The sequence below is a fragment of the Haladaptatus sp. genome, assembly GCF_049589095.1.
GTDB lineage: Archaea > Halobacteriota > Halobacteria > Halobacteriales > Haladaptataceae > Haladaptatus.
The window spans coordinates 1-14,770 of the sequence record NZ_JBAWAC010000071.1 but is presented as its reverse complement, the minus strand read 5'-3'; the positions used below and the strand labels follow the sequence as shown (position 1 = coordinate 14,770).

19 protein-coding genes are annotated in these 14,770 nt (G+C 60.7%); 12 read left to right on the top strand and 7 right to left on the bottom strand.

Annotation, left to right across the window (positions count from 1 at the left end; genetic code table 11):
- Positions 1-778, top strand: a 778-nt coding sequence (locus tag WBV42_RS02590; RefSeq protein WP_423984650.1) for an ArsA family ATPase, incomplete at its 5' end; no start/stop codon positions are given.
- A 130-nt stretch (positions 779-908) separates the two neighbouring features.
- Positions 909-2,657, top strand: a complete 1,749-nt coding sequence (locus WBV42_RS02585; protein WP_423984649.1) for a carbon starvation CstA family protein — start codon at positions 909-911, stop codon at positions 2,655-2,657.
- 8 nt (positions 2,658-2,665) lie between these two features.
- Here WBV42_RS02585 and WBV42_RS02580 read toward each other — a convergent pair whose 3' ends face one another.
- On the bottom strand, positions 2,666-3,268 hold the full coding sequence (locus WBV42_RS02580; protein ID WP_423984648.1) for a hypothetical protein: 603 nt from the start codon (positions 3,266-3,268) through the stop codon (positions 2,666-2,668).
- Positions 3,269-3,373: 105 nt separating this feature from the next.
- On the opposite strand from WBV42_RS02580, the gene WBV42_RS02575 reads away from it, so the two are divergent.
- The 5 genes from WBV42_RS02575 (at position 3,374) to WBV42_RS02555 (ending at position 7,176) form a co-directional block, all read left to right on the top strand.
- Positions 3,374-4,120: a class I SAM-dependent DNA methyltransferase gene (locus tag WBV42_RS02575; RefSeq protein WP_423984647.1), complete on the top strand. Its 747-nt coding sequence runs from the start codon at positions 3,374-3,376 to the stop codon at positions 4,118-4,120.
- A gap of 37 nt (positions 4,121-4,157) precedes the next feature.
- A complete protein-coding gene (locus tag WBV42_RS02570) occupies positions 4,158-4,382 on the top strand; it encodes a hypothetical protein (RefSeq protein WP_066139671.1) in 225 nt (74 codons plus the stop codon).
- A 108-nt stretch (positions 4,383-4,490) separates the two neighbouring features.
- Positions 4,491-5,180 carry a DUF5828 family protein gene (locus tag WBV42_RS02565; RefSeq protein ID WP_066139674.1) on the top strand — a complete coding sequence of 230 codons (690 nt, stop codon included), beginning with the start codon at positions 4,491-4,493 and terminating at the stop codon, positions 5,178-5,180.
- A gap of 91 nt (positions 5,181-5,271) precedes the next feature.
- Positions 5,272-5,922: a TMEM175 family protein gene (locus tag WBV42_RS02560; protein ID WP_423984646.1), complete on the top strand. Its 651-nt coding sequence runs from the start codon at positions 5,272-5,274 to the stop codon at positions 5,920-5,922.
- Positions 5,923-5,988: 66 nt separating this feature from the next.
- Positions 5,989-7,176: an anion permease gene (locus WBV42_RS02555; protein ID WP_423984645.1), complete on the top strand. Its 1,188-nt coding sequence runs from the start codon at positions 5,989-5,991 to the stop codon at positions 7,174-7,176.
- Positions 7,177-7,194: 18 nt separating this feature from the next.
- On the opposite strand, the gene WBV42_RS02550 is transcribed toward WBV42_RS02555, so the two are convergent.
- The 3 genes from WBV42_RS02550 to WBV42_RS02540 all read right to left on the bottom strand — a co-directional run bounded on the left by WBV42_RS02550 (position 7,195) and on the right by WBV42_RS02540 (position 9,287).
- Positions 7,195-7,839 carry an IMPACT family protein gene (locus WBV42_RS02550; RefSeq protein ID WP_423984644.1) on the bottom strand — a complete coding sequence of 215 codons (645 nt, stop codon included), beginning with the start codon at positions 7,837-7,839 and terminating at the stop codon, positions 7,195-7,197.
- An 83-nt stretch (positions 7,840-7,922) separates the two neighbouring features.
- Positions 7,923-8,702 carry a methyltransferase domain-containing protein gene (locus tag WBV42_RS02545; protein WP_423984643.1) on the bottom strand — a complete coding sequence of 260 codons (780 nt, stop codon included), beginning with the start codon at positions 8,700-8,702 and terminating at the stop codon, positions 7,923-7,925.
- 81 nt (positions 8,703-8,783) lie between these two features.
- Positions 8,784-9,287 carry an ACT domain-containing protein gene (locus WBV42_RS02540; RefSeq protein WP_423984642.1) on the bottom strand — a complete coding sequence of 168 codons (504 nt, stop codon included), beginning with the start codon at positions 9,285-9,287 and terminating at the stop codon, positions 8,784-8,786.
- A gap of 84 nt (positions 9,288-9,371) precedes the next feature.
- Here WBV42_RS02540 and WBV42_RS02535 point away from each other — a divergent pair, with 84 nt between their 5' ends.
- Positions 9,372-9,929, top strand: a complete 558-nt coding sequence (locus WBV42_RS02535; RefSeq protein WP_423984641.1) for a putative glycolipid-binding domain-containing protein — start codon at positions 9,372-9,374, stop codon at positions 9,927-9,929.
- Here the strand turns inward: WBV42_RS02535 and hisB are convergent, their stop codons facing one another.
- Entirely contained in the window at positions 9,930-10,517 is a 588-nt protein-coding gene (hisB, locus tag WBV42_RS02530; RefSeq protein WP_423984640.1) for an imidazoleglycerol-phosphate dehydratase HisB, read from the bottom strand.
- A gap of 121 nt (positions 10,518-10,638) precedes the next feature.
- Between hisB and WBV42_RS02525 the strand changes: the two genes are divergently transcribed.
- Positions 10,639-10,818, top strand: coding sequence for a hypothetical protein (locus WBV42_RS02525; protein ID WP_423984639.1), 180 nt, complete (start codon positions 10,639-10,641; stop codon positions 10,816-10,818).
- A 15-nt stretch (positions 10,819-10,833) separates the two neighbouring features.
- Here WBV42_RS02525 and hisA read toward each other — a convergent pair whose 3' ends face one another.
- Positions 10,834-11,556 (bottom strand): 1-(5-phosphoribosyl)-5-[(5-phosphoribosylamino)methylideneamino]imidazole-4-carboxamide isomerase, encoded by a 723-nt coding sequence (gene hisA, locus WBV42_RS02520; RefSeq protein WP_423984638.1) that lies wholly within the window; start codon positions 11,554-11,556, stop codon positions 10,834-10,836.
- 76 nt (positions 11,557-11,632) lie between these two features.
- Here hisA and WBV42_RS02515 point away from each other — a divergent pair, with 76 nt between their 5' ends.
- Both WBV42_RS02515 and fer read left to right on the top strand, forming a co-directional pair.
- On the top strand, positions 11,633-12,820 hold the full coding sequence (locus tag WBV42_RS02515) for an anion permease (RefSeq protein ID WP_423984637.1): 1,188 nt from the start codon (positions 11,633-11,635) through the stop codon (positions 12,818-12,820).
- Between the two features lie 99 nt (positions 12,821-12,919).
- On the top strand, positions 12,920-13,309 hold the full coding sequence (fer, locus tag WBV42_RS02510) for a ferredoxin Fer (protein WP_423984636.1): 390 nt from the start codon (positions 12,920-12,922) through the stop codon (positions 13,307-13,309).
- A gap of 53 nt (positions 13,310-13,362) precedes the next feature.
- On the opposite strand, the gene WBV42_RS02505 is transcribed toward fer, so the two are convergent.
- Positions 13,363-13,953, bottom strand: a complete 591-nt coding sequence (locus WBV42_RS02505) for a DUF3238 domain-containing protein (protein ID WP_423984635.1) — start codon at positions 13,951-13,953, stop codon at positions 13,363-13,365.
- A gap of 104 nt (positions 13,954-14,057) precedes the next feature.
- Between WBV42_RS02505 and WBV42_RS02500 the strand changes: the two genes are divergently transcribed.
- Positions 14,058-14,770, top strand: a 713-nt coding sequence (locus tag WBV42_RS02500) for a prepilin peptidase (RefSeq protein WP_423984634.1), incomplete at its 3' end; no start/stop codon positions are given.

The window sequence follows — 14,770 nt, the reverse complement described above, 5'->3', positions numbered from 1 at the left end:
CCTCTGGGCGATGGAAATCGACCCCGAGGAGGAGGTCCAAAACCACTTGATGGAGATAAAACGTTCCTTGGGTGACCACGTCAGCGCGGGGTTGGTGAACGCCATCGACCGACAGGTCGAGATGGCACACCAGACGCCGGGCGCACACGAGTCGGCGCTGTTCGACCGATTCATCGACGTGATGCAGAGTTCGGAGGAGTACGACCGCGTCGTCTTCGATACCTCGCCGACCGGCGGGACGCTCCGACTCCTCTCGCTCCCCGAGTTCCTCGAAGGTTGGATCGACCGCCTGCTTCACAAACGCCGACAGAGTATCGACCTGTTCGAGAAGGCCGCAATCGGCGACAGGGAACCGCGGCGAGTGGCGGACGGGGACCCGATCATCGCTCGGTTACAGAAGCGAAAGGAGTTGTTCGAGTTCGCGGGTGACGTGTTGCGCGACGACGCGTCGTTCTTCCTCGTACTCAATCCTGACGAGTTGTCGATCCGTGAGACCGGGAGAGCGGTCGAGGAACTCACCGAATCGGGACTGCCCGTGTCGGGACTCGTCATCAACAAGGTGACGCCGGAACCCGACGACGACGAAACCGGACGCGGGGCGACGTATCTCCGTGACCGCTGTCGAACCGAACGCGACAGGATCGACCACATCCGCGAATCGTTCGACGAACCGGTCGCCGCAGTCATCGAATCGAGAGTATCAGAAGTGAAAGGAAGCCTGCTGAGTGACGTTGCGGACGAGTTGGCGGTCGACGTCGAGCCGACGGTCGCGGAGTAATCAGTCACGAATCTGTTAAAAACAAGTACGGGTTGTTCGAGAAACGACGTTTTTGGCCGTCCAACGCCGCAGACGGCAGGAGGAACACTTATTGTTCATCATCATTCTACTTGCCATGAGGCAAAATACCATGGCGATTGCAATCATATGGCTGGTACTCGGCGTACTGGTACTTTTCAGCATAGGATATCTGACGTATTCACGATATCTCGCACAGTTCGTAGAATTGGACGACAGCAACGAGACGCCGGCGCATAAGTACGAGGACGGGCAGGAGTACGTTCCCGCGAAAAAGCCCGTCCTGTTGGGACATCACTATTCCAGTATTGCAGGAGGTGCACCAATCGTCGGCCCGATTACGGCAGGAGTAATTTGGGGATGGATTCCGGCGCTGCTGTGGATTGCCATCGGTAATCCGCTGCTCGGCGCGACCCACGACTTCATCTCGTTGTCGAGCAGTCTCCGTCACGAGGGGAAGTCCATCGGGCACATCATCGGTGAGTACGTCGGCGAGCGCGGCAAGAACATGTTGCTGTGGTTCGCGTTCCTGACCATCATTCTCGTCGTCGCTGTGTTCGCGTACGTCGTCGGCGTCGTCTTCGAGAAATACCCCAGCGCCGCGACGGCGAGCATACTGTACATCGCGTTGGCGGTCGTGTTCGGAGTTTACCTGTACCAACTGAACCTGCCGTTCGGGCCGGGAACGGTGATTTTCGTGATCGGGGTGTTCGCCAGCGTTTTCGTCGGACAGCAGTACCCGCTCGAACTTTCGGCCACGACGTGGGTACCGATAATCCTCGTGTACGCGTTCATCGCAAGCGTCCTACCGGTGTGGACGCTCCTGCAACCGCGTGATTACCTGTCGTCGTTCCTGTTGTACGCGGGCGTCGGCGGGGCGCTGTTGGCAGTCATCGTCGGAACGATTGGCGGTTGGCTCGACATCGGAGCCATCACGCCGACCCAACCGCTCACGGTCAACATTTCGGGATACAACGGCTTCTGGGGCGTGACCGACCAGCCGCTGTTCCCGCTGCTGTTCATCACCATCGCGTGCGGGACCATCAGCGGGTTCCACTCGCTCGTATCGTCCGGAACGACCTCGAAACAGCTGAACAAGGAATCGGACGCGCGGGTCATCGGATACGGCGGCATGCTTGGTGAAGGGCTCCTCGCAACGCTCGCACTCGCGTCGGTCGCGCTCGTCGGAAAGGTCGTCGAGGGTGGCGGTGTCGGACAGGCACTCCCCAACTTCGCGACCGGTGGCGGTATCATGCTCACGACGTTCGGCATCGACCCCAGCTTCGGTGCGCCGTTCATGGCGCTCGTCATGGTGAGCTTCCTGCTCACTTCGACCGACACGGCGCTTCGCCTCGGTCGGTACATGTTCGAGGAGATCGTCGGCACGCCGGAAACGGAGGTCGAAAGCGTCGCTTCGAACCGATACTTCAACGCCGGACTGCAGTGCGTCATCGCGTACGCGCTCGTCGCGTCCGGAACGTGGTCGGACCTCTGGCCGCTGTTCGGCGGCGCAAACCAGTTGCTCGCGGCGCTGGCACTGCTGACCGCAACGGTCTGGCTCGCCAACTGGGACCGGAGCAAACAGCTTCTCAGCACGGGCGTCCCGATGGCACTGATGACGTTCGTTACCATCCTCGGGTTGCTGTATCTCGCGCTGTATCAGAACATCTGGCTGAAGTTCGTCCAAGGCAGCAGCATGTCGCTCGGGAGCGCACTCTCGGCGGGAGTTCAGACGGTCATCGCGCTCGTCCTCGTCGGACTCGCGCTCTCGCTGGTCAAGATCGGGTACCAGAATATCACCTCCGTGGGCAGCGAACCCGGCGGTGCACCAGTCACGGACGGGGGTGAGTCCGACGACTAACCGAACGACTACGGTTTGAATCGCCCGACGAGTCTATCAAGCAGTCCGGATTTTTCTGGGACCAACGGTTGCCAGAGAGCGAACGCTTTGCCGACGTCCGCGTTCTTGCTGGCGACGAGGGTTTCGTGGTCTGGGGCGACGACGGCGAGGTTGATCTCGTACTGGCCGTGCAGGCCGTATTTCAGGAGCGTTCGGTCGCTGAAGTCGGCGACGAAATCGTCCACGTCGTCCGGGATTTCGGGGGCGATCACGACGAAGGTGAAGTTCGTTCCGAAGTGTTCCTCGTCGGGGTCGATCCACTCGTCGGCTAGTTCGTGACCGAAGTCCACGATGGATTCGAGGTCGCGCACACGAACCGACTCCGCACGGCGGACGAACAGGTGTTCCTCGGCGCTGTGGTTGGCGTAGTTGATGGAGCGGTGGAGAAACTGTTTCTGGGTCTCGATCAACAGCCGTCCGTAGAGCGTGAACCGCTCGCCACGGACCGAGTAGGCTTTTTCGAGGTCGTAATTGACGAACAGCCTGTCGCTGACCCGGTCTACGTACTCGTCGTCCCAATCTGGAACCGTCGCCGAACCGTCCGAATCGTGAGATTCGATACCGCCATCCATACTCGATCGATTGCGAGGGAGCGATAAATATCCGTTGTTGGGTTGCTGGTCGGTACCATCACTCATCATGATTTTATTACAAATGGTAGTCTGTGACATGCTGTGATGGATTCGGACCCACTCGGTCGAGCGATACTGGATTACGAACGCGGCGGACTGCGCGGCGACTGTCTGTACAGGGACGGCGCGGAAACGTGGGACGGGCACGTCTACGAGAACTACTTCAGACCGCGGGAGGAGTGGAGCGATAGCTGGAAGGACCTGCTCGGTTCGCTCCCGTGTCCGGTCGTCGATATCGGCTGTGGCTCGGGACAGCACGCCGAATTTCTCCAAGAAAGGGGGGAAGTCGTCGCCATCGACGTCAGTCCGGCCGCCGTCGAAGCGACCCGCGAACGCGGCGTCGAAGACGCCCGCGTGATGGACATGTTCGAGTTGGCGTTTCCGCCGAATCGCTTCCGCTCCGTGCTCCTCAACGGGACACAACTCGGTCTCACGGGGTCACTCGCCGGTGCACGACAATTTCTCTCCGACATCGCCCGGATTACCGAGGAGGACGGTGTCGCCGTCGTTGACAACTACGATCCGACGAACTGCGGACCGGACGATATCTTCGGCTACCGACCCGACCCGCGACGGGGTATCGCCCATCGGGCGTTCCACTTCGAATACGAACGAGACGGAGAGCGAGAAGTCGGACGGAGCCTTCACTTCGTCCTCTTCTCACCCGACAGACTCCGGGACGTGACCGTCGGAACGCCGTGGCACGTCGCCGAGGTCCGTCCGGGAGATGGCTACTACAAAGCCGTCCTTCGGAAGGACGACGGGGAAAACGGACGGAAACGGGACCAATAGGGTAACACATAACACAGTCGCGTCCGTACGGCGAACTATGGGTGGTAAACGGACGGAAGCGTGTGGTCGGTGCGGTCTCTCGACCGTCATCGACGCGACCGAAGATGGCGAGGCGCGCGACATCTACGGGGACGAACGAATCGAGGTAGACGAGGACGAGATGCGGGCGGTGAGCCGCCACGTCGAACTGCTCGGACGCGCGAAAGATCGACTGAATACGTACGCCGAGCGAGTAACGTACGGGAATTTTCGAGGCGAATAATCTAACCGGAACAAACTGTGAAACTCGAAGAATCGTGCGTGAGAGGCCTTCTCACGCGAATTGGCGGTAAAAGATAATACCCTGTAGGACATACGAGCGAGTAATCGAATGGAAGAGAGCATCTCTGGCTTCAAACTCCGAGGTAGCTGGGGAGACATCGTCGAGCACGGGGAGCGGATCACGCAAGCCCTTCGTGAGGCGGACGTGTCGGGTGAGGCATTCCGAGAATGGGACGAGTGGCGACCCAAGTCGCACGAGCGACTCGGCGAGGACGTCGCCGAGAAGACGGCGGAACAAGCACACGTCAGCGAGGGCAAGGGCGAACAAGCGGGTGAATCCCCTGACGACGATCTCCGAACAGCGGGTGAAAAACTGACCGAATCGTACGAGAAACTGGAAAAAGACGACACCGAAGGTGCCGTCGACCGATGGCAGGACTCGGTGAACTACGTGGCGCGTGCCGCCGACTCCGCAAGCCGAAAAGCCATCCGGAAGGTCGAGGACACGGTGTATCAGAAGGTGATGACGCAACTCGCGCCGTACTACTTCGACAACGAACTCGTCAGCGCGAACATCCAGCAGACGAGTCGGATGGAGGACGGCGAGGAAGGATTCATCTTCGAGGTGAACGTCAACGACGACCACCTGAAGAACGAGGTATCCGATTCGCTCACGGCGTACGAGGACGAGATCGACCGTTGGCACGTCGAAACCGAAAAACAAACCGAGACGGTCGAAGCGGCGGAAGGCGTCGAAGCACCGAAACGAAGCGGCGGGCCACGGGCCGACAGAACCTGATCGAACCGGACTTTTCTCGATATCGAGGGTCGTGCTCGAACTGGCAGGAATGGGCACAATGCGATTGTTGATCGATGACGTAGGACGTGATATGTCACTTCCATTTCGGCGGGAGTCGGACGAGACCGATCGGCTCCTCGCGCTCAGTGACGGGGTTATCGCCATCGCCATCACCCTACTAGTGTTGGAGATCACGGTACCGGTCATCCCGGCTGGCGCTTCGGAATCGGAGCTTCCGACCCTCGTCCTCGAACAGTGGAGCGAGTTCTTCGGGTTCGTGTTGAGTTTCTCGGTCATCGGCCTCTACTGGGTACTCCACCGACGCGTTTTCGTCCACGTCGAGCGGCACACGAAGGAAATCGTGTGGCTCAACCTCCTCTTTTTACTCATGGTCGCGTTCGTCCCGTACGCGACCAGCATGTTCAGCACCTATCCGGGACGCTTCGGTGTGATATTTCTCGCCGGTGTGCTGGCGCTCACTGGGTTCAGCCTCGCTGCCCTCTGGCTGTACGCTTCCCGGAGCGAACTCATCGAAGAGGGAATCACCTCACGTACCGTCAGGATTCAGGCGGCACGGTTTCTCGCCTCGCCGCTGGTATTCGTCGCCTCGATACTCGTCGCCGCGTTCGATTCGACGGTGGCGATCTTCCTGTGGGTGCTTCTGATTCCGATAAACGCCGCGTTGCAATCACGGCTCATCGAAAGTGTCGAAGTATCAGGGCGGGGGTCGGATGGTCGCTGAAAACACGGTGTCGGGAACCGATATCAGTCGGTACACTATTGACGCGAGACGCTATATCGGATAGATATGGCTGGAGGGTTGCTGACGGTCGTTATCGCCGGGGTCGCGAGTCTATTCATGGCGTGGGCCATCGGAGCGGGGTCGAGCGGCTCGACCCCGTTCGCCCCGGCAGTCGGTGCGAACGCCCTCTCCGTAATGCGTGCGGGATTTCTCGTCGGCATTCTCGGGTTTCTGGGGGCGGCGCTACAAGGCGCAAACGTCTCCCAAGCGGTTGGGAGGCAACTGATTCACGGCGTACAGCTGTCGCCGCTCGCCGCGACGACGGGACTGCTGACGGCGGCAATTCTGGTCGCAATCGGCGTGTTCACCGGCTATCCGATCGCCACCGCGTTCACCGTCACTGGCGCAATCGTCGGCGTCGGGTTGGCGCTCGGCGGCGTCCCAGCGTGGCCGAAGTACCAACAGATAGTTTCCCTCTGGATACTCACGCCGTTCGTCGGCGGGGGAATCGCCTACGCGACCGCTCGCGTGCTCCGACGTGAGGACGTCTCGGAGACGGTTTCGATTCCGCTTTTAGGAGGGGTCGTCGGCCTCATCATCGCCAACGTCGGGTTCGTCTTCCTCGGCCCGCCGGGCGAAAGCGACTCGATCGCCCAAGCGGTCAGCATGCATCTCCAGCTTCCGACCGTCGGTGGCGTTGATGTCGGCATCGTCCTCTCGTCGCTCGTCCTCGGCGGACTGGTCACCCTCGCACTCCGACACGAACTAGATTCGGACCTGAACCGCGGACAGCGTCGGTTCCTGCTCGCGCTTGGGGGTCTCGTAGCGTTCTCCGCAGGTGGGAGTCAGGTCGGTCTCGCCATCGGGCCGCTGCTCCCGCTGTTGGACCCGTACTCGATTCCACTGGTTCCGGTGCTCGTCGGCGGCGGACTCGGCCTGCTCGCCGGATCGTGGACGGGCGCGCCCCGGATGATAAAGGCGCTCGCACAGGACTACTCGGCGCTTGGGCCGCGGCGGTCGATAGCCGCACTCATTCCGGCGTTCGCCATCGCACAGAGTGCCGTCTTCTTCGGCATTCCCGTCTCGTTCAACGAAATCATCGTCAGCACGATCATCGGCAGCGGCTTCGCCGCGAGCGGTGGCGGCGTGAGCGGAAAGAAGATGGTATACACCGTCCTCGCGTGGGTGCTCTCGCTCGCGCTCGCGCTCGGCGTGGGTTACGGTGCGTTCAGCGCGGCCAACGCGGTTTTCTGATCGAAAGTCGGATGACGATCAGGTGTCGAGTCGAATGTCGGCCCGACCGCTCGTTGCGCTTTGCAGTCGGTCACACAGCGCGTCACTTTCCTCGACGGGAACTCGAACGGAAAACCCGACGGACTCGTCGTACTCGGCGTCGAATTCGACGCCTTCGCTCTCCAAAATACCGCGGACGGTACCCGAGTCGTCGTACTCGACCGAGATATCGAGACGGCGGTGCGGGCGTTCCTCGACGACTCCGGCATCGTCCACCGCTTCCTTGACGGCGCGGGAGTAGGCCCGAACGAGGCCGCCGACGCCGAGGTTCGTCCCGCCGTAGTAGCGCGTGACGACGGCGACCACGTTCTCGATATCGCGTTGGTGGAGGACGTTCAAGGCAGGTTTCCCCGCACTGCTGGTCGGCTCGCCGTCGTCGCTCGACCATTCCCGAACGAACCCGCCGATGTCGTCCGATCCGTTGCCGGAATCGTTCCCACCTTGAACGCGGTACGCTGGCACGTTGTGGGTCGCGTCGGCGTGTAGTTCCCCGATTTCCTCGATGAACGATTCGGCCGATTCGACGCTGTCCACGGGTGCCACGTAGCCGATAAATTCCGAGCCACGGACTTCGAACGCCGACTCCCCTCGACTCGCCACGGTCCGATACGTCGTACCAGCCATCGGTCACCGGTTCGGTGGGGGACACCGAAAAGGCGTGGATTTCGTTGTGGAGGGGACGATTTCGGCTCGCATGCACACGGTGCTCACTTGGGTTTATTGACGGCGACGACACGAAGTCGACGATAATCCGCGGTCCACGTCCCGTCCTCGAACAAGTCATCGCGGAGACGGTCCTCCACGGCGGAAACGACCGCGCGCTGTTCGTCGTCCGGAACCGGGGCCAAGAGCCCGTCACCGAACATCCCAAGCCACGACGACAGTCCATCCGGACCGCCGTCGAGTTCCGTTGGACGGTCGAACAGGGTCGCATAGCGAACCTCGAAGCCGTGTGCTTCGAGTTTCGTGGTGTATTCGCCGACGCTCGGGAAGTACCACGGATTCTCGATATCGTAGCCACGGTCAGTCGCGACGTCCCGTACTGCATCGAGGATGGTAGCGACGTTCCCGGCTCCACCCAGTTCGGCGACGAACCGACCGTCAGGTCGGAGCGCGTCGGTGATGGAGTCGAGGACGGCGTCCTGTTCGGGGACCCAGTGGAGCGCCGCGTTCGAGAACACGGCGTCGAACGGCTCCGAGAACGAGAAATCGCGTGCATCTCCGTGGACGAACCGGCACTCCGGATAGCTCTCGCGTGCCTCCGATATCATCTCCGCGGAGGAATCGAGACCGACGACGTCCGCCCCGGAACTGGCGATTCGGTCGGCCAGATGGCCGGTTCCGCATCCGAGGTCGAGGACGCGCTCGCCGGTCTTCGGTTCGAGGAGATCAACGACGCCCTCGCCGTACTCGAAGACAAAGGAGTGACCCTCGTCGTAATCGGTCGTGTTCCACTCGTTTTCCGTGCCTTCGTCCGGTCGATTCATGCTGTCGATTTTACGCCGATCCTATTTCTATCTCCCCATCGAACAGATTTCCGTTCGCGGTGTTCCAGTGTCCGGAACGTCTCAGCTCAGTTGGATCTGATGCACGAACTCCAAGTTCTTCAGTTGGTTGAGCACGTTCCCCGGCACGTCCTCGTCCGTGACGAGGTAGAGACGCGGGTCGTCGGTGAACTCCGGGTCCTCGCTGATAGTCTGGCGGATGGAGATGTCGTTATCCGCCAGCAGGGAGGTGACGGTCGCCACTATGCCCGGTTCGTCGGCGTTCCGCACGTCGATGGTCAACACCGATAGGTCGAGTACGGGGGCCAAATCCATCAGGCTCGGAATCGAGGAGATGTTCTGGAAGATACGACGCAGTTCCTCGTCCTTGAGAATCGCGTCTGTTGTCGAATCGACGACGCGACGGTCCACCCCGATTTCGCGCGCGATCTGCGTGTTCGGAATCTCGATACTGCCCGAGACCACCCGTCCCTCGTCGCTGACCGAGAACCCGCGTTCGAGGAGAAGCCGAATGACCTGTTGCTGGCTCGGACTGCCCTCGAACTTCTGCATGATTCTGTCGAACATCCTTGTCGGATAGACGTGCCCGACGATTTAGTCCTGTTGGGGTCGGAAGCGAGTGTTTATCGAATCACACTTCGACCGAAAACTATGCAACGGAACGTGGTTTGGGAGGCAGAAGACGGGGTCAGTACGGAACACCTCACCGTCGAGTTCGACGACATCAATGCTGACGGTGTCGTCGTCGGAATCAGGGACGAGAAACCGTTTCGGATACGGTATCGTGTGGAGTGTGACGGGTCGGGAGCGGTTCGACGGATCGAAACCGATCCACTCGGGACAGGGTCGGGAATCGAACTGGAACACGACGGGGACGGAAACTGGACGAAGGACGGCACTCGGGCACCGGAGCTCGCAGGATGCCGTGACGTGGATATCTCGGCGACGCCGTTCACCAACACGGTTCCCATTCGCCGACTCGGGTTGGGTTCCGGCGAGTCCGAGACGATTCCCGTCGTCTATCTCGACGTGCCATCGATGACGGCGACGCCGGTCGAACAGCGATACACCAGTTTGGAGCCGCTCGGTTCGTCAGGTGGAATGTTTCGCTACGAGAGTTTGAAAAGCGGATTTACCGCCGACCTACCCGTCGATTCCGACGGGGTAGTGGTGAACTATCCGGGCGTGTTTCGGCGAGTGTCCCCGTAGCTACAGACTCTCCTTCGTACTCGCCACGTCGCTCCGTCGGTCGTCGATCTGTGTCGCGTCGTCCAGCGCCCGCGCGGTGGCCTTGAACAGGGCCTCGATCTCGTGGTGGGCGTTCTCGCCATAGACGCCCGCATGGAGCGTTAGCCCGGCATTCATCGCCAGCGAGCGGAGGAAGTGTTTCGCCATGTGGCTGGTCATGTCGCCGACGCGCTCCTGTGAGAACTCGCCGTCGAATCGGAAGAGGGGACGGCCGCTCACGTCCACGACGATGTCGCCGACGGCCTCGTCCAGTGGGACCTTCCGGTCGGCGAAGCGCCGAATCGCTCGCCGGTCGCCGAGCGCCTCGTCGAACGCCTCGCCGAGGGTGATGGCCACGTCCTCGACGGTGTGGTGATCGTCGATGTGGAGGTCGCCGTCGGCGCGAACCGTCAGGTCGAACAGGCCGTGACGGGCGAAGCTATCGAGCATGTGGTCGAAGAAGCCGATTCCCGTCTCGACGGTGGAGTCGCCGTCGCCGTCCACGTCGAGCGTGATTTCGATGGTCGTTTCCGCCGTCTCACGGGTCACGGCAGCGGTTCTGTCGCTCATACCTATGTGATTTGGCCGTGGCTACAAGGGAATTCCGCTCGTGGTAAATCAGCGAAACCACTCGGGAAGACAGACATATGTCTGACGCAAATATATTTACCCCGCGCTCGAATGATTGTTTGTGCTAAAGCGAGATATGCTCAGCGTCCTGTTGGTCGCCGTCGGCATCCTCCTCTGTGGAACGGTGCCCGGCCTGGCCCTCGGCGCACCGATGGCTACCCTCGGTGCCTACGGGCTTGCGGAGCCGCGCCTCGGGGACGCACCCGACGTGCTCAAAGGACTTGCTGGAGAAACCCGTTAGACTCGACGGTATTCGTTAGTCGAGCGCACGCTTCGCGTCCGATAGTGAGAACTTTCCTCGATAGAGGGCGCTCCCGACGACGACAGCGCTCGCTCCCACATCCCGAAGCGTTCGAACGTCGTCCACGGACGCGACCCCACCGCTTGCGACGACTGGAATCTCGACCGCTTCGGCGACCTGCCGAACGGGGTCGGTCTGGACGCCCTCCATTTGTCCTTCGACATCGACATCGGTAAACAGAATCGCACCAGCGCCGAGTTCTTCGTACCGAGTCGCCGCCTCCGCCGGGTCGAGTCCTGTCGATTCCGTCCACCCGGAGACGAGGACTTCGCCGTCCTTCGCGTCGAGGCTCACCATCACGGAACCAGGGTACGACTCGCTGATCTCCGAGACGATATCCGGGTTTTCGATGGCGGCGGTACCGAGAATGACGCGATCCACGCCGCGCGAGAGGAGATCGATCGCGTCGGTTGCCCTTCGAATACCACCGCCGAGTTGTACCTCGACATCGACGGCGTCCAAAATCGCATCGACCGCGGTAGCGTTCTTGCGCTCACCTTCGAACGCGCCGTCCAAATCAACGAGGTGGAGCGTTTCCGCACCGCCTTCGACCCATTTCTGTGCGGCGTCCACGGGGTCGCCGTAGGTCGTTTCCGTGCCTTTTTCGCCCTGAACGAGTTGTACCACTTCTCCATCCTGCATATCGACGGCAGGGATGACTTCGAACGTCGGGAACATACTCTGCTTTAGGTGGGGTGGCCCCTAAACCCAACCGAGTCGGTACCGTTTAAGACGTAGGAATGAATGTAAGAGTATGGTCGAAATTCTGCTACTCGTCGGTCTTGCCGTCGCGGCGTTTGTTGGATTTAATATCGGTGGTTCTTCGACCGGTGTGGCGTTCGGCCCTGCGGTGGGAAGCAAGACCGTCTCGAAGCTCGGTGCAGCCACGTTGATGACGGCGTTCGCGGTCCTCGGTGGATGGACAGTCGGACGAAACGTTATCAAAACGATGGGTGGGGAGATCGTTCCGAGTTCGCAGTTCACGCTCGTCGCCAGCGTCGGCGTCCTCTTCTTCGTCGGGTTGGCCCTCCTTATCTCGAACCTCTTCGGCGTTCCCGCGTCCACCTCGATGACGGCCGTCGGGGCGATCGCAGGGCTCGGGGCGGCGACCGGGACTCTCAACCAAGGAATCATGTTCCGAATCGTCTCAGCGTGGCTTCTCGCGCCGATTACGGCCTTCTGGATCTGTGCCGTCATCGGTCGCTATCTGTATCCGTACCTCGACGTGTGGTTCAAACTCGAACAGTCGGAGGAGCCGTTGTTCGAGTTCAACCGAGTCGGCTCGGTACCGTATCCGACGGTCTCCTCGAACGCGACGACGAAGGAGGTCATGGTGACGTTCCTCGTCGTGGGGATCGGCTGTTACATGGCGTTCTCGGCGGGCGCATCGAACGTCGCCAACGCGGTCGCACCGCTCGTCGGAAGCGGCGACATCACCGGAAGTCAAGGCGTCCTACTCGCGGGTGTCGCGATCGCGATCGGTGCGTTCACGATTGCCCGGAGAACGCTCGATACGGTTGGAAACGACCTAACCGACCTGCCCCTATTGGCGGCACTAATCGTCGAAGTCGTCAGCGCGAGTCTCATCACGTTCCTCTCGGTGATCGGTATTCCCGCCAGCCTCGCAGTGAGTGCCACGATGTGTATCGTCGGGCTCGGCTGGGGACGAGCGACGCGGACGGTGCGAATCTCCGATGCGGCTACCGCCGCAGTGCGGGGCGACGACGGGGAGAAACGCAAGGAGATGACGGTCAACGTGCTTCCCGAAGAACAGAAGGAAGTGGCGAAGATAGGCGAAGAGGAGCCGGAGACGTTGAAGGCGCGGGACTTGTTCGATCCATCGACGACCGGCCGCGTCATCGTCCTCTGGATTTTGACGCCGTCCATCTCGGCCGTCGCGTCGTATCTCCTGTTCGTTCTCGTTCCCCTTTCGCCGAGCTGATTGTAGGGGGTTCGGGAGTTGAACGAATCGTTCCTGATTTATCACCACAAGCAGACGAAACAACAACTACTAACCATACCGCCGACCAAACCCCGAGTGATGCCTACCGTAGAATACCTCAATTACGAAGTGCTGGACGACCAGGGCTGGGATATTAACGATGACGACCTGTTCGAAAAGGCCGCCGACGCTGGCTTCGACGAAGAAGACTTCGGCTCCCTCGAAGTCAACCAGGGCGAATACATCCTCGAATCCGCCGAGGCACAGGGCTACGACTGGCCCTTCTCGTGCCGCGCCGGTGCCTGTGCGAACTGCGCAGCCATCATCAAAGAGGGCGAAATCGACATGGACATGCAGCAGATCCTCAGCGACGAGGAAGTCGAAGACAAGAACGTTCGCCTGACCTGCATCGGTAGCCCGGCGACGGACGAGGTCAGGATCGTTTACAACGCAAAGCACCTCGACTACCTGCAGAACCGCGTCATATAAACGAACGGAATTCGGGAGGGGGTTTTTTAGGCAATATTCGAGAGCGACGCGTCTCAGAGACTGCGCTCGAACTCGTACTCCATCGGTCCAGCCAGCGCGAGGGGTTCATCGCCCGTCTCCCGATAGTCGTGGCGATATAGCGGTCGGAACTCGCCGAAGTCGGTCTGCACGTAGAACTCGAAACACGGGAAGCCGTCGTGATGCCCGTGAACGTATACGGCTCCGTCGTTCCACACGACGGCTTCGAGGTGATAATCGACCGGATCGGCGTGTGCACGGAGCGGGTTGCTCGCGCTCGCGTGTATGTCGAATTCGACGTAATCATCGTGCCACTGCGGGTCGGTACAGAAGATTCCGCCCGTCGAAGCCTTCCCGCTTCGTCGGTCTTCGGTTCCGTCAGGGTAGGTGATGCGCTCTACCGACTGTCCGGCGTCGGCGAACGAGAGGAGCGTTCCGTTTGTGAAATCGACCACCGCTTCCTGTTCGATGCGGCACCGACCGGTGTTGACGGCGTGTGGCGTGAATTCACGGTCGTCGCCTTTGAATTCGAGCATCCCGTCGCCCTCGCTCGGACGTGAAAGCCAGGCAGGTGGGATGAAAGCAGCGCCCCGTATTTTTACGAGGGCGACTTCCCCTGTACTCATAGGGAACTCGAACACACCAAGACAAAATAAAATTAGTGGGAAACGTTCAATTTCCTTCAAATATACCGTAACAGCTAAAACATCTCACCGAGGGCTACCGTTTGGTGCATACTTCGATTCCCGATCTCCTTCGACTGCTCGCCGTCCCCGTCTTCGGATGGGCCGCGTGGCGTGACGTGAAGACGCGGCGGGTGCCCAACGAGACGTGGTATCCGCTCGCAGCGCTCGCCGTCGTGTTGCTCGTCTGGGACGGGGTGACCGCGATGGGTTCGTCGCCATTTCAACGAAAACTGTTCCTCTTTCACGTCGCGGTGAGTCTCGGGTTCGTCGCGCCGCTCGTCGTCGCCTTCTGGTGGTTCCGAGCCTTCGGCGGCGCGGATATGAAGGCGTTTCTCGTGGTCGCCGCTCTGTTTCCGTCCTATCCGACGTACTACCTCGGCAGTCAAACGTATCCCGTACAGGGAACCGTCCTCGGCGTGTTCTCGTTGACGATCCTGACGAATACGGTGTTGCTCGGGGCGCTGTATCCCGCCGCGCTGTTCGTAAGCAATTTCGCGACCGGACGGCTTTCGTCGGTGATGTTCGTCGGTCGAGTCGTGGACTGGGACGAGATTCCGACGGCCCACGGCCGATTGTTGGAAACACCGGACGGGGTGACCCGCAACGGCGTGGATTTGGACGCGATTCGGATGTATCTACGGTGGCGCGGGGCGACGCTAGCCGACCTCAGGAACGGAGCGAACGACCTCAGGGATCCCGCGAGCCTGCCCGTGGAACCGAACCCGCCAACTGACGGTATGGTGACCGACGGCGGAAC